Origin of the sequence: Streptomyces sp. NPDC006687 (assembly GCF_040636215.1) — a bacterium.
Lineage (GTDB): Bacteria > Actinomycetota > Actinomycetes > Streptomycetales > Streptomycetaceae > Streptomyces.
Genome location: NZ_JBEYJJ010000009.1, coordinates 212,500 through 233,323 on the forward strand (window position 1 = coordinate 212,500; position 20,824 = coordinate 233,323).

At 74.4% G+C, this 20,824-nt stretch carries 22 protein-coding genes; 9 read left to right on the top strand and 13 right to left on the bottom strand.

Annotated features, from left to right (window positions below; genetic code table 11):
* Nucleotides 1-251: 251 nt before the first annotated feature.
* Nucleotides 252-929, top strand: coding sequence for a DUF4232 domain-containing protein (locus ABZ716_RS14620; protein WP_358959069.1), 678 nt, complete (start codon nt 252-254; stop codon nt 927-929).
* Between the two features lie 15 nt (nt 930-944).
* Here the strand turns inward: ABZ716_RS14620 and ABZ716_RS14625 are convergent, their stop codons facing one another.
* The 3 genes from ABZ716_RS14625 to ABZ716_RS14635 all read right to left on the bottom strand — a co-directional run bounded on the left by ABZ716_RS14625 (nt 945) and on the right by ABZ716_RS14635 (nt 3,629).
* Nucleotides 945-1,652 (bottom strand): hypothetical protein, encoded by a 708-nt coding sequence (locus ABZ716_RS14625; RefSeq protein WP_358959071.1) that lies wholly within the window; start codon nt 1,650-1,652, stop codon nt 945-947.
* 53 nt (nt 1,653-1,705) lie between these two features.
* Nucleotides 1,706-2,128, bottom strand: a complete 423-nt coding sequence (locus ABZ716_RS14630) for a nuclear transport factor 2 family protein (RefSeq protein ID WP_351890639.1) — start codon at nt 2,126-2,128, stop codon at nt 1,706-1,708.
* 79 nt (nt 2,129-2,207) lie between these two features.
* Nucleotides 2,208-3,629: an amidase gene (locus ABZ716_RS14635; protein WP_358959074.1), complete on the bottom strand. Its 1,422-nt coding sequence runs from the start codon at nt 3,627-3,629 to the stop codon at nt 2,208-2,210.
* A 117-nt stretch (nt 3,630-3,746) separates the two neighbouring features.
* Here ABZ716_RS14635 and ABZ716_RS14640 point away from each other — a divergent pair, with 117 nt between their 5' ends.
* The 3 genes from ABZ716_RS14640 to ABZ716_RS14650 all read left to right on the top strand — a co-directional run bounded on the left by ABZ716_RS14640 (nt 3,747) and on the right by ABZ716_RS14650 (nt 5,863).
* The gene (locus ABZ716_RS14640) at nt 3,747-4,385 is read left to right on the top strand and encodes a TetR/AcrR family transcriptional regulator (protein WP_358959077.1); all 639 of its coding nucleotides are present in this window, start codon (nt 3,747-3,749) and stop codon (nt 4,383-4,385) included.
* A 47-nt stretch (nt 4,386-4,432) separates the two neighbouring features.
* Nucleotides 4,433-5,197 carry a maleylpyruvate isomerase family mycothiol-dependent enzyme gene (locus tag ABZ716_RS14645; RefSeq protein WP_358959080.1) on the top strand — a complete coding sequence of 255 codons (765 nt, stop codon included), beginning with the start codon at nt 4,433-4,435 and terminating at the stop codon, nt 5,195-5,197.
* A gap of 252 nt (nt 5,198-5,449) precedes the next feature.
* Complete coding sequence (locus ABZ716_RS14650; RefSeq protein WP_351890517.1) at nt 5,450-5,863, top strand: DUF5133 domain-containing protein; 414 nt, start codon at nt 5,450-5,452, stop codon at nt 5,861-5,863.
* A gap of 42 nt (nt 5,864-5,905) precedes the next feature.
* Here the strand turns inward: ABZ716_RS14650 and ABZ716_RS14655 are convergent, their stop codons facing one another.
* From ABZ716_RS14655 to ABZ716_RS14675, 5 genes are all read right to left on the bottom strand, one after another.
* On the bottom strand, nt 5,906-7,114 hold the full coding sequence (locus ABZ716_RS14655; protein WP_358810743.1) for a cytochrome P450: 1,209 nt from the start codon (nt 7,112-7,114) through the stop codon (nt 5,906-5,908).
* A 157-nt stretch (nt 7,115-7,271) separates the two neighbouring features.
* Nucleotides 7,272-7,676, bottom strand: a complete 405-nt coding sequence (locus ABZ716_RS14660) for a ribonuclease domain-containing protein (RefSeq protein WP_358959082.1) — start codon at nt 7,674-7,676, stop codon at nt 7,272-7,274.
* Nucleotides 7,677-7,879: 203 nt separating this feature from the next.
* On the bottom strand, nt 7,880-8,350 hold the full coding sequence (locus tag ABZ716_RS14665) for a MarR family winged helix-turn-helix transcriptional regulator (protein ID WP_358959084.1): 471 nt from the start codon (nt 8,348-8,350) through the stop codon (nt 7,880-7,882).
* 65 nt (nt 8,351-8,415) lie between these two features.
* A complete protein-coding gene (locus ABZ716_RS14670) occupies nt 8,416-9,405 on the bottom strand; it encodes an MASE1 domain-containing protein (RefSeq protein ID WP_358959086.1) in 990 nt (329 codons plus the stop codon).
* A 48-nt stretch (nt 9,406-9,453) separates the two neighbouring features.
* Nucleotides 9,454-10,281: a PP2C family protein-serine/threonine phosphatase gene (locus ABZ716_RS14675; protein WP_358959158.1), complete on the bottom strand. Its 828-nt coding sequence runs from the start codon at nt 10,279-10,281 to the stop codon at nt 9,454-9,456.
* A gap of 368 nt (nt 10,282-10,649) precedes the next feature.
* Between ABZ716_RS14675 and ABZ716_RS14680 the strand changes: the two genes are divergently transcribed.
* Nucleotides 10,650-11,918: a serine hydrolase domain-containing protein gene (locus ABZ716_RS14680; protein ID WP_358810739.1), complete on the top strand. Its 1,269-nt coding sequence runs from the start codon at nt 10,650-10,652 to the stop codon at nt 11,916-11,918.
* 33 nt (nt 11,919-11,951) lie between these two features.
* On the opposite strand, the gene ABZ716_RS14685 is transcribed toward ABZ716_RS14680, so the two are convergent.
* A complete protein-coding gene (locus ABZ716_RS14685) occupies nt 11,952-12,629 on the bottom strand; it encodes a phosphatase PAP2 family protein (RefSeq protein WP_358959089.1) in 678 nt (225 codons plus the stop codon).
* Between the two features lie 322 nt (nt 12,630-12,951).
* Nucleotides 12,952-13,476 carry a GNAT family N-acetyltransferase gene (locus ABZ716_RS14690; RefSeq protein WP_358810737.1) on the bottom strand — a complete coding sequence of 175 codons (525 nt, stop codon included), beginning with the start codon at nt 13,474-13,476 and terminating at the stop codon, nt 12,952-12,954.
* 188 nt (nt 13,477-13,664) lie between these two features.
* Here ABZ716_RS14690 and ABZ716_RS14695 point away from each other — a divergent pair, with 188 nt between their 5' ends.
* The 4 genes from ABZ716_RS14695 to ABZ716_RS14710 all read left to right on the top strand — a co-directional run bounded on the left by ABZ716_RS14695 (nt 13,665) and on the right by ABZ716_RS14710 (nt 16,813).
* The gene (locus ABZ716_RS14695; protein WP_358959091.1) at nt 13,665-15,236 is read left to right on the top strand and encodes an alpha/beta hydrolase; all 1,572 of its coding nucleotides are present in this window, start codon (nt 13,665-13,667) and stop codon (nt 15,234-15,236) included.
* Nucleotides 15,237-15,368: 132 nt separating this feature from the next.
* Nucleotides 15,369-15,536, top strand: coding sequence for a hypothetical protein (locus tag ABZ716_RS14700; protein WP_351890495.1), 168 nt, complete (start codon nt 15,369-15,371; stop codon nt 15,534-15,536).
* A gap of 101 nt (nt 15,537-15,637) precedes the next feature.
* Nucleotides 15,638-16,438 (top strand): 3-hydroxybutyrate dehydrogenase, encoded by an 801-nt coding sequence (locus tag ABZ716_RS14705; protein WP_358959093.1) that lies wholly within the window; start codon nt 15,638-15,640, stop codon nt 16,436-16,438.
* 78 nt (nt 16,439-16,516) lie between these two features.
* The gene (locus tag ABZ716_RS14710; protein WP_358810734.1) at nt 16,517-16,813 is read left to right on the top strand and encodes a DUF1876 domain-containing protein; all 297 of its coding nucleotides are present in this window, start codon (nt 16,517-16,519) and stop codon (nt 16,811-16,813) included.
* Between the two features lie 21 nt (nt 16,814-16,834).
* On the opposite strand, the gene ABZ716_RS14715 is transcribed toward ABZ716_RS14710, so the two are convergent.
* The 3 genes from ABZ716_RS14715 to ABZ716_RS14725 all read right to left on the bottom strand — a co-directional run bounded on the left by ABZ716_RS14715 (nt 16,835) and on the right by ABZ716_RS14725 (nt 20,790).
* Nucleotides 16,835-17,173 (bottom strand): DUF3040 domain-containing protein, encoded by a 339-nt coding sequence (locus ABZ716_RS14715; protein ID WP_358810733.1) that lies wholly within the window; start codon nt 17,171-17,173, stop codon nt 16,835-16,837.
* Between the two features lie 107 nt (nt 17,174-17,280).
* Nucleotides 17,281-17,895, bottom strand: a complete 615-nt coding sequence (locus ABZ716_RS14720; protein ID WP_358810732.1) for a hypothetical protein — start codon at nt 17,893-17,895, stop codon at nt 17,281-17,283.
* A 201-nt stretch (nt 17,896-18,096) separates the two neighbouring features.
* The gene (locus tag ABZ716_RS14725; RefSeq protein ID WP_358959095.1) at nt 18,097-20,790 is read right to left on the bottom strand and encodes a SpoIIE family protein phosphatase; all 2,694 of its coding nucleotides are present in this window, start codon (nt 20,788-20,790) and stop codon (nt 18,097-18,099) included.
* Between the last annotated feature and the right edge of the window lie 34 nt (nt 20,791-20,824).

The window sequence follows — 20,824 nt, forward strand, 5'->3', positions numbered from 1 at the left end:
CTGTTTCCCTGGCTCCTTGCCGCCTTTCCCCTACAACATCTCCGGATGGGTCACATGTGCCGCATGGCTGGAAGGGATGGCCGGAAATCGTCGCCAGTCGGGGCGACGGCCGGGCCCGTGCGCGGTTAGGTGTGTCCTGCCGTGTCACGGAACTGCCACAGCGTCCCGCCCGGGCAACCCGGGCGTAGCGCGGGGCGTGTCCGTGGGGGCGAGGGCCGGCGCGGGGCCGGCCGTGAACCACGGGAGCAGCCATGCGGTACTCAGCGGGTCTTCGGCGTACGGCCACGGCACTGGTGGCGGCCGCGGCGGCCACCGCCCTGATGACGGGTTGCGGCCCGGCCGGGGAGGCGGACGCGTCCGGCCCGCCGGCCTCGCCGGCGGGTTCGGGACCGGCTTCGGCGACGCCCTCCGGCGCCGCGAAGCCGTCGCCGGTGCCGGCGTCCTCGTCGGCCTCCTCGCCGACGTCCTCGCCGACGGGTGGGGGCGGCAAGCCGAAGCCCTGCGGGATCAAGGACGTGCAGGTCTCCCCCGCCCATCAGGCCGACAACCGCCCGCCCGGCACCGGGACCGGCGCGGTGCTCGTCTCGGTGACCAGCCACTCGGCCTGCACCCTGCTCGGCTTCCCGCAGGTCGCCGGGGCGGGCAACGGCTCGCCCGGCAAGAACATCCCGCTGACGACCACCAACAGCGGTACGGCCGCCCCGGTGACCCTGACCCCGGGTGCCCGCGCCTGGACCAAGCTGACCTTCGTCAACGTCCAGGGCGAGGCGGACGGCTACTGCGTCTCCGGATCCACGCCCGTGACCTTCCCGACGCTCGTCATCCGCGTCCCGGGCGCGGGCTCGCACCAGATCGCCATGGACGACGGGCAGTTCGCGGAGTGCGACAACAAGGTGACCGTCACGCCGTTCTCGCTGACCAAGCCCTGAGGCCGGGCAGACCGGTCAGGAGATCCCGTACCACTGGCTCCCCCAGCCGGTGTTGATGGTGCTGGTGGACTGCTCGGCGAGGTCGAGGGCGGGCGGCAGCGAGGTCTGGCCCGTCAGGACGGTGCTGTAGCGCAGCGCCGGGGGCGCCAGGCCGGCGTTCACCGAGATGCCGGCGCCGGTGGCCTTCAGGGTGAGGGCGTTGGTGGCCCAGTTGCCGTTCAGCAGCAGGGCGATGAAGTAGCTGCCGGGGGCCGCGGTGAAGGGTGTGGTCAGGGGCAGCGGCTTGGCCACCGCGTCGGTCATCAGCTGGGGCGAGATGTCGGCGGTGGACCCGACCAGCTTGCCGGTGGCGTCGTAGACACCGAGGTAGCAGTGGGAGAGCTGGGCGTTGGGGTCGACGCCGGCCAGGCCGAGCCAGATGGCGGACCAGGTGATCTGCCGGCGCAGGCCGATCCGTACCAGGGTGATCCGTCCGCCGACGCCCGCGGCCGACTGGGCGGTGACGTGCCCCGCGTCGTTGGGGTCTCCGGTCCAGGCCAGGAGGTTCTGGTCCTGCGGCTGGGGGCCCTCGTACCCGGCGCCGCCGCCCTGCACCGGCGCGGGCGCGGCCGCCGGCGGGCTCGCGGACGCGTGCGGGCCGCCGTCGGAGGCGGTGCACCCGCTGAGGGCGAGCAGCGCTGCGAGGGCGGCGGCGAGGCCGGCGGTGGCGGTACAGGTGCGCATGGTCCCCCCATGTGGTGCGGATGTGCCGGGGCCATCGTCACATGCCGGTGTGTCTAGAGGTCGTCCCAGGCCATGGAGCTCATCCGCCAGCCGGACGGGGTGCGCACGAACTGGGTGGTCTTGCGGCCTTCGCCCTCGAACCAGGCTCCGTCGAGGCGGCCGGACTTGCGGTAGGTGCTGAAGCGGTGGGCGATCGAGCCGAACACCTCGGTGCGTTCGGCCACCTCCCACTCCGAGAACTCCGTCAGCGTGCCGTCGGTGAGGATCCTGCGGCGGGGTTCGATGAAGGCGTCCAGGTCGTGGACGACGGGGTCGCCGCCGACGTTCTTGATGATCATCCCTTCGGGGATGAACACCCTCCGCACGGCGTCGACATCGGGGGCCGCCCCGCCGGTGTTGGTGAACGCGCCGAGGAACACGCCCATCAGCGCGTCGAGTTCGGCCTTCACCTCGGCCTCGTCGGATACGTCGGACACCTCGGGCCCCTCCCACGGGTCGTACGCCGGTGTACGCGGACGATCGTATGCGCCCCGGGCCCGCGCCAGAAGATCCGGGCTAACCGGCGGTCCGGGGATCGACGGGGGTGAGCACCCCGAGGCGGTCCTCGACCGCCTGCGCGGCGGCCAGGCACAGGTCCTCGCGGAAGGCCCGTCCGATGATCTGCACCCCGGCGGGGAGCCCGTCGCGCAGCCCGGTGGGGACGGCGACGGCGGGGACGCCGATGAAGCTGGTCGCGGTGCACAGGCGCAGGGCGGAGGCGACGCGGTCCCGTCCTGCCCGGTCCCGGGACTCCAGCCCCGGTTCGACCGGCGGCTCGGTGAAGGAGGGGCCGATGACCAGCGGGTGGGCGTCGAGAAACCCGGCCCAGGAGCGGCGCAGGTTCAGCCAGGTGCCCATGAGCCCCATGAGTTCGGCGGCGGTGGCGGGCGGCGTGCGGTCCATGGCGAACTGGATGTAGCGGTCTCCGCCCTCGCCCAGGAGGGTGCGGACCGCCGGCCACGCCGGGGCGAACTCGGCGAGGGTGATGCGGTCGTAGGCGTCGAGGGTCTCCTCCAGCCGGGGGACGTCGTCTGCCTCGCACACCTCGTATCCGGCGTCGGCGAGCGCGGCCGCCGCGTCCCGGACGGCGGCGCGTACCGCCGGGTGGACCCCCCGCCCGCCGGGGTCGGCCACCACGGCGACCTTCACGGGGCCGGGGAGCGCGGGCCCGTACGCGGGTACGGGTACGGCTCTCGGGTCGCGGGGGTCGGTGCCGGCCAGCGCCTCGTAGGCCAGGCGGAGGTCGGCCACGCTGCGGGCGAACGGGCCGTCGGTGACGAGCGCCTGGGAGGCCGGGCCGGGGTCGTCGGGGCCGAGCACGCGGTGGTCGGCGGGGAAGCGGCCGGGGGTGGGTTTCAGCCCGGCGACCCCGCAGAACTGGGCGGGGACGCGGATGGAGCCGCCGGAGTCGTTGCCGAGGCCGAGGGCGGCCATGCCTGTGGCGACGGCCACCGCGTCGCCGCCGCTGCTGCCGCCGGGGGTGCGGGTGGGGTCCCACGGGTTGACGGTGTCGCCGAAGAGCTCGCTGCGGGTGTGCATCCCGGCGAGGACCAGGGTGGGGATGTTGGCGTGGCCGATGGGGATGGCCCCGGCGGCACGCAGCCGGGCCACGGGGGGTGCGTCGGCGCGGGCGGTCAGGTCGCGGAAGCGCGGGACGCCGAAGGTGGTGGGCACCCCTTGGACGGGGGTGGTCTCCTTCACCGTGAAGGGGACGCCGGCGAGGGGCCCGAGCCGCTCCCCGGCGGCGCGCCTGCGGTCGGTCAGTTCGGCGTCCGCGCGGGCCCGTTCGGCCATCAGCTGGGTGACGGCGTTCACCTGGGGATTGACCTGGGCGATGCGGTCCAGGTGGCTCTCGACCAGTTCGGCGGCGGACACCTCGCCGTCGCGCACGGCCTGGGCCTGCGCGGCGGCCGTCCTGCGCCAGAGGGCCTCGGGCATGGTTCGCACTCTCCTGTCCTCGTTGTGATGCACGTGCATCGCAACCCTATACGCGTACCGATGCGACCGCATCGAATAAGCTGCGGAGGCAGCGCGGTGGAGAGGGAGGCGAGGGACGTGCCCAGGCAGGTGGACCATGAGGGGCGGCGCCGGCTGATCGCCGAGGCGGTGTGCCGGCTCGCGGACGAGAGCGGGCTGGAGGGCGTGACCCTGCGCGACGTCGCCGGGCGGGCCGGGGTGTCCATGGGGGCGGTCCAGCGGTGTTTCGGCACCAAGGAGGAGATGCTCCTGTTCACCCTGGGCCAGATCGGCGGGCGGATCGGTGAACGGGTACGGGAGCGGCTCGTGCGCAGTCCGGCGCAGTCGGCGGCGTCCGCGCTGGGGCACGCGGCCACGGAGGTGGCCCTGCTGCGCGGGGAGCACCGGGCGGAGGCCCGGGTCTGGCTGGCGTTCGTCGCGCAGGCGGTGGTCAGCGCGCCGCTCGCCGAGACGCTCAGGGAGAACTACGCCGCCCTGGAGGCGATGTTCGCCCGGCTCCTGGCGGAGGCCGCCGACGCCCGCCCGCGGCCCGTGCCGCTGGACCCGCGCCAGGAGGCCCGTACGCTGCTCGCCCTCGCCGACGGCCTCACCACGCACGTGCTCGTCGGGCACCTCACCCCGCAGGCGGCGCAGGAGCTGCTGCACGCGCACCTGGCCCGTCTCTGGGAGCGTGAGGGAGACGCGGGAGCCGGTGCGGATCACGTGGGCGGGCTGTGAAAGAGTGCCCGGGGCATCTATTCGTCAGGCCCTGAGGAGCGTCCCCCATGAACACAGCCGAGCAGCCCGACCACCGGGCGGCCGTGGCGGCGGAGGCCGCCCGGTTCGCGGACCTGGTCCGGGGCGCCGACATGACGGCCCCCGTGCCCACCTGCCCCGGCTGGAACCTCACCGATCTCGTCCGGCACACCGGGAGCGTGCACCGCTGGTTCTCGGTGCTGCTGCGGCAGCGCATCCAGGCGCCGCCGACCAGCCGTGACGTGGACCTGCGGCTGCCGGAACGGGCGGACGGGTACGCCGACTGGCTGAGCGCGGGCGCCGCCGAGGCGGCCGAGGTGTTCGCCGGCACCGATCTGGACGCACCCATGTGGGTGTGGGGCGCCGACGGCCACGCCCGTTTCTGGGTGCGCCGGATGCTGTTCGAGACCCTGGTCCACCGGGTCGACGCGGAGCGGGCGCTGGGGCTGCCCTCGGCCGTGGACCGCGCGCTGGCGCGGGACGGCGTCGACGAGTTCCTCGTCAACCTGCCCTTCGCCGGCCTCTTCGCCCCCAAGGTGGCCCACCTGCGCGGACCCGGCCGGCTCATCCGCTTCGCGTGCACCGACGCGGACGGCTCGTGGCTCGTCCAGCTGCGCCCGGACGGCTTCGGGCTCGTCCCGGACGCCGGGACCGCGGCCGACGCCGTGGTGACCGCCCCGGCCGCCGACCTCCTGCTGCTGCTCTACGGCCGTCTGGACCGTTCGGCCGCCGCGGTCTCGGCCGAGGGGGACGCCGAGCTGCTGGACCTCTGGTTCGCCAACTCGGAGTTCTGAGGCCCCCGCCCGGGGGCCGGATCCGCGATGCGGATCGCCCCCGGGTGTGTCAGCGTGGGAGCGGACGTCCCGCGGGGGCGGGCCGGCCTGATCTGCTTGTCGTCGTCGCGCTGCGCGGCCTCGGGCTGAAGGGATCCTCTCGTGGCGTCTGCTGCTGACCCGCCGTCCCCGGCCCTCTCGGCCGAGGTCGCTCCCGCACGGGGAGGGCCTCCCGGGGAGGGTCCGACCCACACGTGGGCGGTGGGCCTGCTGATGGCGACAGCCCCCTGCTCGGTGCGCGAGGCGAAGCAGATCCTGCTGGCGGCGGCCGAGCTGGCCCGTGTCACGGCGGTGGAAGTGGCGGCGGCGATGGTCGCCGGCACCCTCGGGATGCCGATGCCCGTCGGGATCGAACGGGCCCTGCGCCGCGCCCTGGAGGCGGCCCGCACCCCGCCCCGTCGCGGCGCCGTGCAGACGGTGGGGATCCTGCCGAGCCGGCTGCGCACCGAGGAGGTCCTGTCCCGGCTGCGGGGCTGCCAGGCCCGCCTGGCCGCCGCCCCGACGGATCCGGCGACCCTGCGCGCGATGGACGACGTCGCCTACACCCTGTGCGTCCTGATGGGCCGCCCCAGCACGCACCAGGCGGTCCTGGCGGCGGAGGAACACCTGGCGGAGGCCGCCGACTGACACCGGCCCCGGGGCCCCGGTGGAGGGGCCCCGGGGGGCGGGTCACCAGCGGACGGGCAGCCGCTTCACTCCGCGGATCAGCATGCCGGGGACCCAGGGCAGCTTCGCCTCGTCGGCGTCCACGGTGAGCTCCGGGAAGCGCTCCAGCAGCGAACGCAGGGCGACCCGGCCCTCCAGGCGGGCCAGCGGGGCGCCGAGGCAGTAGTGCAGCCCGTGCCCGAAGGCGATGTGCCCGCGGGCGTCGCGGCGGATGTCGAAGCGGTGCGGGTCCTCGAAACGGGCCGGGTCGCGGTCCGCGTCGGCCATGGTGATCAGGACGGTGGAGCCCTTCGGGATCACCACTCCGCCCATCTCCACGTCCTCCAGGACGAGGCGCTCGGTGCAGGTCTCGACCGGGCCGTCGTAGCGGAGCATCTCCTCGATCGCACCGTCGAGCAGACCGAAGTCCGCACGCAGGTCGGCGAGCTGGTCGGGGTGGGCGAACAGCGCGCGCATCCCGTTGCCGATCATGTTGACGGTGGTCTCGTGGCCGGCGATCAGCAGCAGGACGCACATACCGATCAGTTCGGACGGCGAAAGCCGGTCGCCGCCCTCGTCCACGGCGTGGATCATCGCGCTGAGCAGGTCGTCACCGGGCTCGGCGCGCTTGGCTTCGATGAGCCCGGTCAGGTACCCGATCATCCCCTCGTACGCGGCGGCCTCGGCCTCCGGGCTGGTGCGGGCGACCGCCTCGTTGGACCAGCCGCGGAAGGCGTCGCGGTCCAGGCCGGGCACGCCGAGCAGCTCACAGATGACGGTCATCGGCAGCGGGAAGGCCAGCGCGTCGAGGAGGTCGCCCCGGCGCTCCTCGTTCGCCTCCATCGCGTCGAGCAGTTCGTCGGTGATCTCCTGGATGCGGGGCGCCAGCGCCTCGATGCGGCGCGGGGTGAACGCCCGGGCCACCAGGCGGCGCAGCCGGGTGTGGTGCGGCGGGTCGGCCATCAGCATGTGGGCCAGCGCCGGATTGTCCTGCTCCACGTTGATGATCTGGCTGATGTCGCCGGAGCCCATCCAGTCACGGCTCAGCCGCGGGTCGTTGAAGGCGGTGCGGCACGCCTCGTATCCGACGATCAGCCACCGGTCCTCGCCGTCCGGCGTACGGACGTGATGGACGGGGCCTCGGTCGCGCAGCTGCGCGTAGACCGGATACGGGTCGCGGACGAAGTCCGGACTCAGTTCCAGCAGGTCGACCATCCCAGTTCCAAGCGACATCGCAATCCCCCTGAATGCACGTGTTGCCCTGCACAGTGACACACGCCGAATGCGTGTATCCCCCACAGTAGTCATGGGGTGAACGGGGAGACGGAGCGGGCCCTCTCCCGCTGCCCGGGAAGCAGCGGGAGAGGGCCCTGAGGGCTCTGACGCCTTGTCAGCAGCCGAAGTTGATACGCCGGAAGGTGGCGTAGTGGTCGGCGGTGTAGTAATCCTCCTGGTACTGCCGTCCCGTGACGATCCGTCGGGCGCCGCGCGTGTACACGCCGGGGGTGATCACCGTGTACTCGTGGTAGTAGCCGCTGCTCTGCGCCGGCAGGACGCCCTCGCGGTTCTGGAAGACGACGCCGTCCTGGGAGTACGGGAAGGGGCCGCCCTGGTCGATGAGTTCGAGGGTGTCGTACGCCTCGGCGGGCAGGGCCGAGTAGCAGACGCTGCCGACCGAGGCGGCGACGGACGCGGGGGCGGAGGCGGGGGCGGCCGTGGCGGCCGGGCCGGTGAACAGGGTGGCGGCGACGGCGGCCGCGGCGGCCAGGGCCGCGAAGCGGGGGGAAATCCTCATGCGCCCCACACAACGCGCGTAGAGCGGGGGGCGTCAACGCCAACTGGCGGGTGTTCCACGCCTGTTCACCGAGGTGGCACCGGGTGCGACCCCAACTCCCCCGATGCTTAAGGCGCCGTTTTCCTGAAGGTGTCGTTCCGCGCGGCAGTCCTGCCGCGGACGGCGCCCCGGGGCCGCCCGGGCGGGCGGCCCCGGGGCGCGGGTCATGCGCCTGCGGCGGGGTCCGTGCCGTGGTCCTCGGGGAGGCCGGTGCCGCCCAGGCGGGTGAGGAGGCCGCTCAGTTCCCCGATGTCGCCGGCGGCCCACTCCGGACCCCCGAAGACATCGGCGGCCACCTGCTCGGCGGCCTTGAGGGCGTCGGCCAGCCGCTCGCGCCCGGTGTCGGTGAGCGCCGCGTACGCCACGCGGGCGTCACGGGCGTCGGCCTCGCGCACCACCAGGCCGATCCGCTCCAGGGGCGCCAGCCCGCGGGTCACGCCCGAGGCCGTCAGCCCGAGCGCTCCGGCGAGGTCCACCCGCCGCATTCGGCCGCCCTCGGCCCGCCCCAGGTGCAGCAGCACCAGGAAGTCGGCCAGGCTCACCCCGAACAGGGCCCCCAGTCGCGAGTCGAACCGCCGCACCAGGGCGGTCTGGGCCTTCACCAAGCGCAGGGACACATCCAGCACATCACTCATTGCTACCTCCTTGACTCCTCAAGCATATCCCAGAAGCTTGCGGAGTCAAGGACTTGTGCGGTTCCCTACGGCCGGGAGGCCGGACCGTCGTCCCCGTGATCGGCCGGGGAGAGGTGGGCGACGACCTCGGCGAGTTCCTCGCACGCCTCCTGGATCTTGAGCCGGACGTTGTTCTGCTCGGTGACGAGGGCCGCCAGCAGCAGACCGGTCAGCGCCGCCGCCCCGTTGAGGGCCTGGAGGTTGACCATGAGCTCCAGGAGGCTGCGGCCGGTGAACGGCCCGGCGTGGTCGGTGGCCGCGCCGATGGACAGGACGGACACGAGCAGGGCGCACGGCGCCGCTCCGGCCAGCTGGAACCGCACGGCGGCCCAGATGAGCAGCGGGAACACCATGAACAGCAGGGACAGGCTGCTGTGCGTGACGATGACGGTGGCCACGGCGGTCGCGGCCATCAGGGCCACCGCCTCGGCCACCCGGTAGGGGTCGCGCGGCAGCCGGGCCCCGCGCAGGGCCAGCAGCAGCGGGGTCACCAGCAGCACCCCCATGGCGTCCCCCGTCCACCAGGCCGCCCAGGTCGGCCAGAAGCTGCTCATCGGCAGGTTGCCGGTCAGCACCAGGGTCCAGGCCCCGGCGGTCGCGCTGAGCAGCATCGGCACCAGACCGCCCAGGAAGACCAGGGCCAGCCCGTCGCGCAGCCGGTCCAGCTCGGGCCGGAAGCCCACCCGGCGCAGGAGCAGCAGGGCGCACACCGGGGCCAGCACGTTGCCCGCGACGATGCCCAGGTCGGCGAGGTGGAACGCGGAGATCGTCTCGATGGCCAGGTAGGTCCCGAGGGCGAATCCCGGCCAGACCCGCAGTCCGAACCAGAGCAGGGCCGCCACGGCGATGCCCGTCGGCGGCCACAGCGGGGTGACGACCGCGCCCGCCACCACCACCTGCCGCAGCAGGCCCAGCCGGCCGGTCGCGTAGTAGGCGGCAGCGACGGCGAGGACCAGCAGGAGCGTTCCGCACGCACGGCGCCACCGCCACGTACGGCGCCGTTGCAGGGGGCGCACCACAGCATCAGACAACAGCACGGGCGTCCCGGCCCGGTGTGACACGCGTCAGGCCATCCCGGGGGCCGGTCCGCCCCGGCCGTCCGGCTCGTGCGGGTGGCTCGCGCCGGCGGGGGCGTCGTGGCTGAGGACGAGGACCGCCGCGTCGTCGGCGTGGCCGGTGGAGTCGGCCACCTTCATCACCTCGGCGGCCAGCTCGCCCGGGTCGCCGCCCGCCCGCTCCCGGACGATCCGGGACACCCGCTCCAGCCCCGCCTCGATCGGGAACGACGGCCCTTCCACCACGCCGTCGGTCAGCAGAACGATGGACCCCGCCGCGGTCAGCCGGCGCCGGGTGACCGCGTACGCGGCGCCGGGGGTCAGTCCGAGCGGGGGCCCGCCGGCGTCCTCGGCGATGCCGTGGCGTCCGTCGACGGTGGCCCAGACGGCCGGGACGTGCCCGGCCCGGGCGCCCTGGAGCTCGCCGGTGCGCGGGTCGAAGCGCAGCAGGCTGCAGGTGGCGAAGAGTTCGCAGTCCATCGACAGCAGGACGTCGTTGGCCCGGCCCAGCACCTCCCCCGGGTCGGTGACGACGGCCGCCACGGCGCGCAGGCAGACCCGGACCTGTCCCATGAAGGCGGCGGCCGCCACGTCGTGGCCCTGGACGTCGCCGATGGAGAAGGCGAGGCCCCCCTCGGGGAGCCGGAAGCCGTCGTACCAGTCGCCGCCGATGTCGAGGCCGTGCTGGGCGGGCGCGTAGCGGGCGGCGGTGCGCAGACCGGGCAGGACGGGCAGGGAGGCGGGCAGCATCTCGCGCTGGAGGGCTTCGGCCAGCTCCACCCGGGCGTGGTTCAGCTGGGCGCCCTCCCGCGCCTGGGCGGTGAGCCGCCCCAGCATGGTCAGCAGATGGGCGCTGTCCGGCCGAGGGGGCCGCCGGCGCGGGGTCACGGACGACTCCGGGGTATGTCCATCTGCCTCTCTGCTCCCGCTGTGCGAAAGACCCAGGCACATCATATTCGGGCTCGCCGCAGGCCGCCCGGCGGCGGAGTCCGGCGGGATCCGGCCGGGTGCCCGGCCGGGGCTCCCCCGGCCGTACGGGAGGCCGCGCCGGGATCCTCGTACGGCCTCGTACGAAGAAACGACGAGTTCCGGCCGCGTCGCCGCTGACGGGACATCAGGCCCGCCCGGCCGCCTGGGTACGCTTCGTGATCACCCCGGCCGACCACCGGGGCCCCTGGAACCGCACCCCCCAGCCGAGGAGCAACGTGCCCCTGCCCGCGAACCGCCGTCCCCTGAACCGACGCCTGGCCGTCAGCGCCGCCCTGCTGGCCGTCGTCGCCGGTGTGGCACCCGCCACCGCCGCCCACGCCGCGACCGCCCCCTCCGCCGGGGCCCTGCGCACGGCCGGACCGGCGCTGCCGGCGCCGGACATGGAGGCCGTCGACCAGGCCCTGCGCAACACCCTCGCCGCCGGAGCCCCGGGCGCGCTGGCCCGGATCACCGAGGGCGGCCGCGCCCTCACCGCGACGGAGGGCATCAGCGACAAGGCCACGGGCGCGGCCATGGACACCCGGGCCCGCTTCCGGATCGGCAGCGTCACCAAGACCTTCTCGACGGTCGTGCTGCTCCAGCTGGTGAACGAGAAGAAGATCGAGCTCGACGCCCCGGTCAACCGCTACCTGCCCGGGCTGCTGCCCGACGACCGGATCACCGTGCGCCACCTGCTGACCCACCGCAGCGGGCTGTCGGACTACACGAACGCCATGTTCGACAAGACCGTGCCCGGCTTCGAGGCCGTCCGCAACCGGGTGTTCAGCTACCAGGAGCTGGTGAAGCTCTCGCTGGCCGAGCCCCGGACGGCCGAGCCCGGCGCTTCCTACCAGTACTCGAACACCAACTTCGTGGTCGTCGGCATGCTCATCGAGAAGGCCACCGGCCACCCGGTGGCCAAGGAGTACGAACGGCGCATCATCAAGCCGCTGAAGCTGCGCGACACCTCGTACGTGCACCCCGGTACGCAGATCGCCGGCCTGCACACCCACGGCTACCTCACCCCGGACGAGGCCGGCGCCCCGCTGGTCGACTCCACCGAGCAGACGGTGTCCTGGGCACAGTCCGCCGGTGCGATGATCTCCAGCCCGGCGGACCTCAGCACCTTCATGTCAGCCCTGGTGAGCGGCAAGCTGGTGGCGCCGAAGCTGCTGGACCAGATGCTGACCATGACCCCGACCGACGCGGCCGGGACCCGGTTCTACGGGCTGGGCCTGCGCCGCTACGACCTGTCCTGCGGCACCTCGGTGTACGGGCACACGGGCACGGTGCAGGGCTTCTACACCTACGCGTTCACCACGCGTGACGGCGCCCGCAGCATGACGGCCATGGCGAACACCTCGAACCGGGGCACCGCCAACACGGCCCTGGGCGCCACCCTGGAGGGGGCGTTCTGCGGCAAGAAGCCGGCCGCCGCCGCCAAGGCCCGCGGCTTCGCGTCCGCCCCGGCCGACGTGGACCTGCCGGAGCGCGACGTCCGCTGACCTCCTCCGCCCCCGGGGGCCGTCGCCTGGGGATCAGTCCCGGGTGGCGGCCCCCAGGGCGTAGGCGAGGGCGCCGAGGGCCAGCCAGGACGTGGCGAACAGCCAGCCGCCCACCACGTCCGAGGGCCAGTGCACCCCGAGGTAGACGCGGCTCAGGCCCACGGCCGCGCCCCAGAGGACGACCAGGGCGACGGCGGCCCGGGGCGGGCGCGCGGAGCCGCGCAGGCGCAACGCCGCGAGCATGATCCCGGCGGTCAGCGCCCCCGCGGTGGCGTGGCCGGACGGGAAGGCCCAGTCCGTGGCGTGGACGGCCCAGTCGGCGGCCGGCGGCCGTGGCCGGGCCAGGAGGTACATCACCACGCGCCGTACGGCCTGTCCGGTGGCGAGGCACAGCACGAAGGCGGCGACGGCCGTGAGCCGCTGCCGGGCGGTGCGGCCCGCGTACAGTCCCGCGAGGACGGCCAGGGCGTACGGCACCGCGCCCGTGCCGGTGTCGGTGACGGCCCGGGCCACGGACAGCGCGACCGGCGGACGGTGCCCGAGGGCCCAGGCGTGCGGGCCGGAGTCCCAGGGCAGCGGCCCGGCCGGTGCGAGCGTCACCCACAGGGCGAGCAGGGCGAACGCGGCCGAGGCGGCGAGCGCCGTCCACCCGGCGGGGGGAACCTTCCGCAGGCGGGCCGGCCGCCGCGCGTCGTGGGCGGGGTCGGCCATGCGTACCCCTCTCGCGGTCGGTCCACGTCGGAGGGACGGGGCGTGGTCCCGTCCGCCTCCCCCGCACTGTAACGAGCGCGACGCGTGTGACGGCCGTGACCTGCGGACCGGGGCGCGTCGCACGGGCTTCGGAAGCCGGTGGCGGAGGCCGGTGGCGGAGGCCCGAACCCGGGGTCCGAGGCCGTCGGCCAGGACCGCTGTGGACGCCGGGGTCCGAGGCGGCCGAGGCCGGTGGCCGAGGCCCGACCCCGGGGACCGAGGCCGCAGGCCAGGACCGCTGTGGACGCCGGGGTCCGAGGCCGGGGTGGGGCGGGCGCCGGTGTCAGAGGCCGATCCAGTAGCGCCGCTTGGGGCCGATCAGGGTCTCGCGTACGTCTTCCAGAACCCCGCCCGCCCGCTCGATGGTGCGCTGCGAGGGCTCGTTGCCCGGGTCGCAGGTCAGCAGGACCCGGTCCATGCCCATCAGACGGGCCTCGTACAGGACCTGGTCCAGCGCCCAGCCGGCCAGGCCGCGCCCGCGCGCCGAGGGGCGGACGCTGTAGCCGATGTGGCCGCCCGCGTCGAGGAGGAAGGCGTTGAGGTAGTGCCGCAGGTCGATGGCGCCCAGGTAGGTGTCGCCCTCGGCGATCCACCAGTAGGTGGCGTGGACGCGGCCCTGTTCGACGGCTGCCGTGCGGTCCGCCTGGCGGTGCAGCCGCGCGGTCCAGTCGGCGAAGCCTTCCGGCGTGTCGACCTCGTCGGCGGAGCCCAGTCCGGCGCCGTCCATCGGGGCGTCCGGGTCCCATTCGGCCTGCGCGTCGAGCCAGGAGGAGTGCAGGCGCGGGGAGGGGGCGATCAGTGCGGGCATGACCCGACCGTAACAGTCCGGTCATCGCGGTATTCCGCGCGGCGAGGGGGCGGCCCTCCTCCCCGGAGCCCACCCCGCGGGATCCGGCCGCGCACCGGTCGGATAGTTTGCCGTCCGTTTACCCCTCGGAACCCCCACACGTCCGTCGCCCGGTACCGAGGACGCCCGCGCCACCAGGAGCTCCGCCCATGCACCCTCCGATACGCCGCCCCGCGCGCACGGCCGCCCTGACCGTCGCCGCTCTGTTGGCGGTCCCCGCCCTGGCCGCCTGTGGCGGCGGGGCTCCGGCGGCGATGAAGTCCCCGGCCCCGTCCGGCACGCCCTCCGCCGCCCCGTCCGCCGCGCTGCCGGCCGCCCTGACCGGGCAGAAGCCGGCCTGGGCGCCCTGCCACGCGCCGTCCGCGGCCCAGGGCGGCGGCAAGGCCCCCGGCGAGGGGTGGGAGTGCGCCACGATGAAGGCGCCCCTGGACTACGCCGAGCCCGGCGGCGAGACCCTGGACGTGGCGCTGATCCGCAAGAAGGCCACCGACGCGGGCAAGCGCCTGGGCTCGCTGGTGTACAACTTCGGCGGCCCGGGCGCCTCGGGCGTCAGGACGCTCCCACACGCGGCGGACGAGTACGGGAAGCTGGGCGCCGTCTACGACCTGGTCAGCTTCGACCCGCGCGGCGTCGGCGACTCCGCCCCGGTCGTGTGCCTGGACGACAAGGCGCTGGACGAGGGGCCCGGCCCCTCCGGCGACGACCCCCTGGCCCCCGTCCGCACGTACACGCAGGCATGCCGGCGCAACGCGGACAAGGTCCTCCCCCATGTCGGCACGGCCGACACCGCGCGGGACATGGACCTGCTGCGGCAGGTGCTCGGGGATCCGAAGCTGAACTACTTCGGCATCTCCTACGGCACCCAGCTGGGCGGGGTCTACGCCCACCTGTTCCCGAAGAACGTCGGACGCACCGTCTTCGACGCCGTGGTGGACCCCTCCGCGGACGAGCTCCACGCGGGCCTCGGCCAGGCCAGGGGGTTCCAGCAGGCGCTGGAGCACGCCATGGAGTACTGCCGCGAGAAGTACGCCGCCCAGTGCCCCACCGGCGCCGGCGCCGCCGAGGGCAACCAGCGGATCAGCGAGCTGCTGGGGAAGCTGGACAAGGAACCGGCGCCCACCCGCGGCGGCCGCAAGCTCACCTCCGACCTCGCCCTCACCGGGATCGCCGCCACCCTCTACGACAAGCGGACCTGGGACTACCTCGTCCAGTCGCTGGCCGAGCTGCGCCGGCTGGGCACCGGCAACAACCTCCTGGCCATCGCGGACGCCTACAGCGGGCGCGGCCAGGACGGCCGGTACAACAACACCGACGCCGCCCACACCGCGATCGGCTGCGCCGACACCAGCCACCGCTACACCGTGCAGGAGATGAGGGCCCAGGAACCCGCCTTCCGCTCGGCCTCCCCGGTCTTCGGGCCGTTCATGGCCAAGGGCCTCCTCGCCTGCTCCGAGTGGCCGGTGCGCGGTACGGCCGACACCCCGCAGGTGGCCGCCGCGGGCGCGGCCCCGATCCTCGTCATCGGCAACACCGGCGACCCGGCCACCCCGGTCGAGGGCGCGAAGCGGATGGCCGACGCCCTCGGGCGCGGGGTCGGCGTGAACCTGACCGTGAAGGGCGAGGGGCACGGGGTCTACGGGAACAACACCTGCGCGACGGAAGCGGTCGACGCCTTCCTGACCGGCGGCACCCTGCCGGCCGACGGCACCGTCTGCCCCTGAGTTCCGTTTTGCCCCCCTGTCCGGGCCGTGGCCCCGGCTCCCTTACCGACCTGTGTTCGGGTGCCGGGACCGCGCCACCTACACTTGTGCCGCCCGGCCGCCGGTGCCGGCTTCAGGGGAGCGACGTCCTAAGTGAGCAGCACCAGCAGTGAAGCGCCGATCTACGACCGGCTCGTACGCGAGCGCGGCGACGTCCCGGGGCAGGTCCGCCGGGAAGCGGAGGAGATCCTGCACCACCTGGCCCAGGTGATGGCGGGCCGGCCCCCGTCGGGCGGCCTGCCCGGCTGGCGCACCCTGTAACCGCACCGCCCCGCCGGTGGCGTTCCACGCCATGGGGGGCGGGCGGAGTGTGGGGGTGGCGCACATCGGCAGCGGCCGCGCGGGTCCCTAACGTTCGGACCATGACGAACGGATCTTCCAGCATCGCGTCCGGCTCCGGCATACCCGGCTCCGCCCTGCCCGGACCGGCGGGCCGGGTGGCCCTGGTGACCGGTGGCGGCAGCGGCATCGGGCGCGCCTGCGCCGTGGCCCTGGCCGAAGCGGGCGCCTTCGTGCACGTCGTGGACGTGGACGCGCGGGCCGCGCGGGCCGTGGCCGGGCGGATCGGCGGGACGGCCCATCCGGCCGACCTCGCGGACCCGGACGCCGTCGCCTCCCTGCCGGCCTCGGTGGACATCCTGGTCAACAGCGCGGGGCTGCAACACGTCGCACCCCTGGAGGAGTTCCCCCCGGAGCGGTTCGAACTGCTCCAGCGGGTGATGGTGCACGCCCCGTTCCTCCTGCTGCGCCGGGTCCTGCCACACATGTACGGGCAGGGGTGGGGGCGGGTGGTCAACATCTCCAGTGTGCACGGGCTGCGGGCCAGCGCCTTCAAGTCCGGATACGTGGCCGCCAAGCACGCGCTGGAGGGGCTCAGCAAGGTCACCGCCCTGGAGGGCGCCCCGCACGGGGTGACCAGCAACTGCGTGAACCCCGGCTACGTGCGCACGCCGCTGGTGGAGCGTCAGATCGCCGCCCAGGCCGAGGTGCACGGCATCCCCGCCGAGCGGGTCGTCGAGGAGGTGCTGCTGCGGGGCTCCGCGATCAAGCGGCTGATCGAACCCGAGGAGGTGGCGGCGGTCGCCGTGTGGCTGTGCGGGCCGCACACCGGGCACGTCACCGGTGCCTCGCTGCCGATGGACGGCGGGTGGACGGCCGGCTGACCTGCTCGGCCGCCGCTTTGCGCACGGCCCGGCCGGGGGGATCCTGGGAACGGGGATCGGCCGCGAAGGAGGCAGGCCATGACACACGCCGAGGAGTGGAGGGTGGACCTCTACCTCGTGGAGGAGGACGGCACCACCAGGGCCCGGGCCGTGCTCGACAACGGGAGGACGACGCTGACCGGCAGCGGGACGGCCCGGTGCAATCCGCAGGACGTCGACGTGCCCGCCATCGGTGGCGAACTCGCCGCGAGCCGGGCGATGCGCGACCTGTCCTCCCGGCTGATGCGCGCCGCCGATCGCGACCTGGCCGCGCTGGGCGCCGTACCCGTCCCGCCGCGCACCGGGTACGGATGGCCGGACGACGCCCGCCCGTAGCGGCGGCCCGGGCGGGAGCGGTCAGCCGCTGCGTTCGCTGCGCCGGCACCAGCGGCGGACCAGGACGAACAGCCCGGCCAGGGTGGCCAGGTACGCGAAGGTGAAGGCGGCGATGAGGGCGGGCGCGGAGGTGGCGGCGGCCAGGGGCAGCAGCGTGAGGGCGACCACCGTCAGCGCGCAGACGGTACGGGTCAGCGCTCCGTGGCGCTCCTCCCCCGGCCGGCCGTCCCGCTCGGGTTCCTGGGGGAAGAGACCGGTCCCGAACGCCATCGCGCGCTCGAAGCGGGGGTCCGCGCCCAGGGTCCGCTCGATCGCCGTCAGGGCCCTTCTCTCCCGGTGCGAGAGCCGGCTCCCGTCCATCACGGCCTCCTGCACGTCGGCGACCGGCTCACGCCGGTTCGCGGGGCTGTAGCCGGGCGTCTTCCCCGCCCCGCGCGGCCCATGCGCCCGCGAGCCGGGCCCCGGCCTCAGCGGTAGTGGGCTGCGGCCTCCGCGAAGGGCACGGCCTGCCCGGGGACGGAGGCCAGCAGGGCGACCCACGAGAGGTCGGCGAACTCCAGGTCCATGCGGCCCCTCTGGAGGGCGCCCGTGGGCCTCGCGCGGACGGCGGCGACGGCCGAGCGGGGTACTTCCCAGTACTCCTTCATGACCGGGGTCGACTGCCACAGGTGCGAGACGTCGGTGAGCCCGAACCAGCGCCGGTCGGTGACGGCGAGGACGCCGTCGACGGAACCGCGCGCCCCGGCCCGGCTGATGAGGAAGTGGCCGGCCGCGCTCTCCCAGCCGCCCTCCATGCTCGTGCCGGACTGCGGGCGGGCGCCGGGCTGGTCCACAGCGTGCGCCGGCCGGTCCGCGGCGGCGGGCCGCGAGCGCCGGGGGTCGACGCGGTTGCGGACCAGCTGGGCCAGCGGCTTGGGCAGCTTCGCCTCGATCCGGCGGTGCAGCGCGGAGTGGTCCTCCGGGGGGAGCAGCTCCTCGGGCGGGGTGGGCACGCCCGGTGCGAGTTCGTACGCGCACACGGCGACGAGGTGTTCCCCCGCACGCAGGAAGGGCCGGACTTGTTCGCGCCTGTCCTGGTTCAACGGGCTTGCTCCTGTCGTGCGTCAGGCCGGGGGTGACCGGCGGTGCCGCCGGGATGGTCGTGCCCGGCATGGACGGATTCTCCCCCATGCGCGGCCACGGATGATCATCGGGGGGTACCGGAAACGGATACCCGGCTGGGGTACCGGCGGTAACCCTCGCGGGGGTGCGCGCACGGGTCTGCGCGCGCTCGGCCGGGGGCCTCAGAGGGGGTCGGTGTCGAGGAAGAAGGCCAGGGGGTCGGGTTCCCCCTGCCCCTCGGCGCCCGGCAGTGCCAGCTCCGCCCAGATGACCTTGCCCTCGGGGGTGTAGCGGGTGCCCCAGTGCTCGCTGAGCTGCGCCACCAGGAACAGTCCGCGGCCGCCCTCGTCGGTGGTGGCGGCGTACCGCAGGTGCGGGGCGGTGCTGCTGCCGTCCCAGACCTCGCAGGTCAGGGTCTGGTCGTACAGCAGCCTCACCCGTACGGGGCCGCTGCCGTGGCGTAGCGCGTTGGTGACCAGCTCGCTGAGGATCAGCTCCGTGGCGAAGCCGAGCTCCGACAGGTCCCACGCGTCGAGGGTGCGGGCCGCCGCGCCGCGGATCTCCCCGACCGCCCTCGGCTCGCGGGGCACCTCCCACTGGACGACCCGGTCCGCGGCCAGGGTGCGGGTGCGGGCGACGAGCAGGGCCACGTCGTCGGCCGGGCGGGCCGGCAGCAGCAGGTCCAGCACCTCGCGGCAGGTCTCGCGCGGGTCGCCGTCGGAGCCGCTCACCGCCGTGCGCAGCAGCTCCAGCCCCTCGCCGATGTCGCGGCCGCGCTCCTCGATCAGCCCGTCGGTGTACAGGACGAGCCGGCTGCCCTCCGCCAGCACCAGTTCCGCCGTCTCGAAGGGCATGCCGCCCAGGCCGAGCGGGGGTCCGGCCGGCAGGTCGACGATCTCGGTGGTGCCGTCGGGGGCGGCCAGCAGGGGCGGCAGGTGCCCGGCGCGGGCGATGGCGCAGCCGCGGGAGACCGGGTCGTAGACGGCGTACAGGCAGGTCGCGCCCAGGACGGAGCCGCTCGCGCCGTCGCCGTCGTCGTCGTGGTCGATGCGCTGGACCAGGTCGTCCAGGCGGGCGAGGAGCTCGTCGGGGGCGAGGTCGAGCGAGGAGAAGTTGTGGACGGCCGTGCGCAGCCGTCCCATGGTCGCGGCGGCGTGCAGGCCGTGTCCGACGACGTCCCCGACGACCAGGGCGACCCGGCAGCCCGGCAGCGGGATCACGTCGAACCAGTCGCCGCCCACCCCCGACTGCGCGGGCAGGTAGAAGTGCGCCACGTCCACGGCGCTCTGCTCGGGCAGGGCGCGGGGCAGCAGGCTGCGCTGGAGGGTCACGGCGAGGGCGTGCTCGCGGGTGTAGCGGCGGGCGTTGTCCATGCTGACGGCGGCCCGGGCGACCAGCTCGACGGCGAGGGACAGGTCGTCCTCGTCGAAGGGCTCGGGCACCTGCGACCGCCAGAAGTTGACCACGCCGAGGACCACGCCACGGGCAATGAGGGGGGCCGCGATCAGCGAGTGGATCCCGTAGTCGAGGATGGCGCGGGTGCGCTCGGGGTCCTGGGCGAGCCAGCCCGGCTCGGCGGAGAGGTCGGGCACCAGCTCCGCCTCGCCGGTGCCGTAGCCGCGTGCCTGGGGCGTGGACGGCAGGAAGTCGATCAGCAGGCCCCGGGGGTAGAGGGGGTGGTCGGAGCGGATGCCGCTGACGGCGGTGCGCCGCATGTCGGCGCCGGGCCCGGGCTCGTCGCCGTCGAGGACCGGTTCGGCCAGGTCGACGGTGGCGAAGTCGGCGAACCGGGGGACGGCGACGTCGGCGAGCTCCTCGGCGGTGCGGACGACGTCGAGGGTGGTTCCGATGTCGCCGCCCGCGTCGTAGAGCAGCTTCAGGCGGCGGCGGGCGGTCTCGGCGCGGCTGGTGAGGACCTGCATCTCGGTGGAGTCGCGGATGGTGACGGCGGTGCCACCGTCGGCGCGGCCCCGGGGGTGGGTGCGCCGCTGGTTGACGACCAGGAGCCGGTCGCCGGTCTCGACCACCTCGTCGGTGGCCACCCGGCCGGACAGCAGCAGCTCGGCCATCGGGCGGTCCAGGCCCGGTACGTCGCCGATGGGCCGGCCCTCGGCGTCCTCGGGGAGGCCGAGCAGCCGTTTGGCCTCGTCGTTGGCGAGGAGCAGCCGTCCGTTCCCGTCGATGATCAGCACCCCTTCGCGGACGGCGTGGAGCACCGCGTCGTGGTGTTCGTACATGCGGGTCATCTCCAGCGGCCCCAGACCCCGGGTCTGGCGGTTCAGCCGTCTGCTGATCAGGGCGGTGCCGGCGGTGGCCAGGGCGAGGGCGGTGGCGATGGAGAGCAGGATGACGGGGAGCTGGCGGTTGACGACCCCGGTCACGTTCTTCACGGTCAGGCCCGCCGAGACCAGCCCGACGACTTTGCCGTCGGGTGCGGTGACGGGCACCACGGCCTGGATCTCCTTGCCGAGGGGGCCGTTCACGCCCTCGGTGTAGGTGTGGCCGGCGAGGGAGGGCCCGATGTTTCCGACGAACCGTTTCCCGATGCGGTCGGGCTTCGGGTGCGTGTAGCGGATGCCGTGGGTGTCCATCACGACGATGAAGTCGACGCCGGCGTCCTTGCGGGTCCGCTCGGCCAGGGGCTGCAGGGCGGTCGTCGGGTGGGGTGACTTCAGCGCCTCCTGGAGGCCCAGGGAGTGGGCGAAGGTCTGGGCCACGGCCACCGAGCGGTTGCGCGCCTCGCGGTCGGAGTCGTGCCGCGACTGCAGCACGAGGGCCAGCAGCGCTCCGGCCGCGAGCAACACCACGATCGCCACCTGGAGGACGAATACCTGTCTGGCGACGCTTCGGGATCGGCTGCCTAGAGGTGACCGCACCGACGTGCCCGGCACGGGTGGCGAGAAGGGGTCA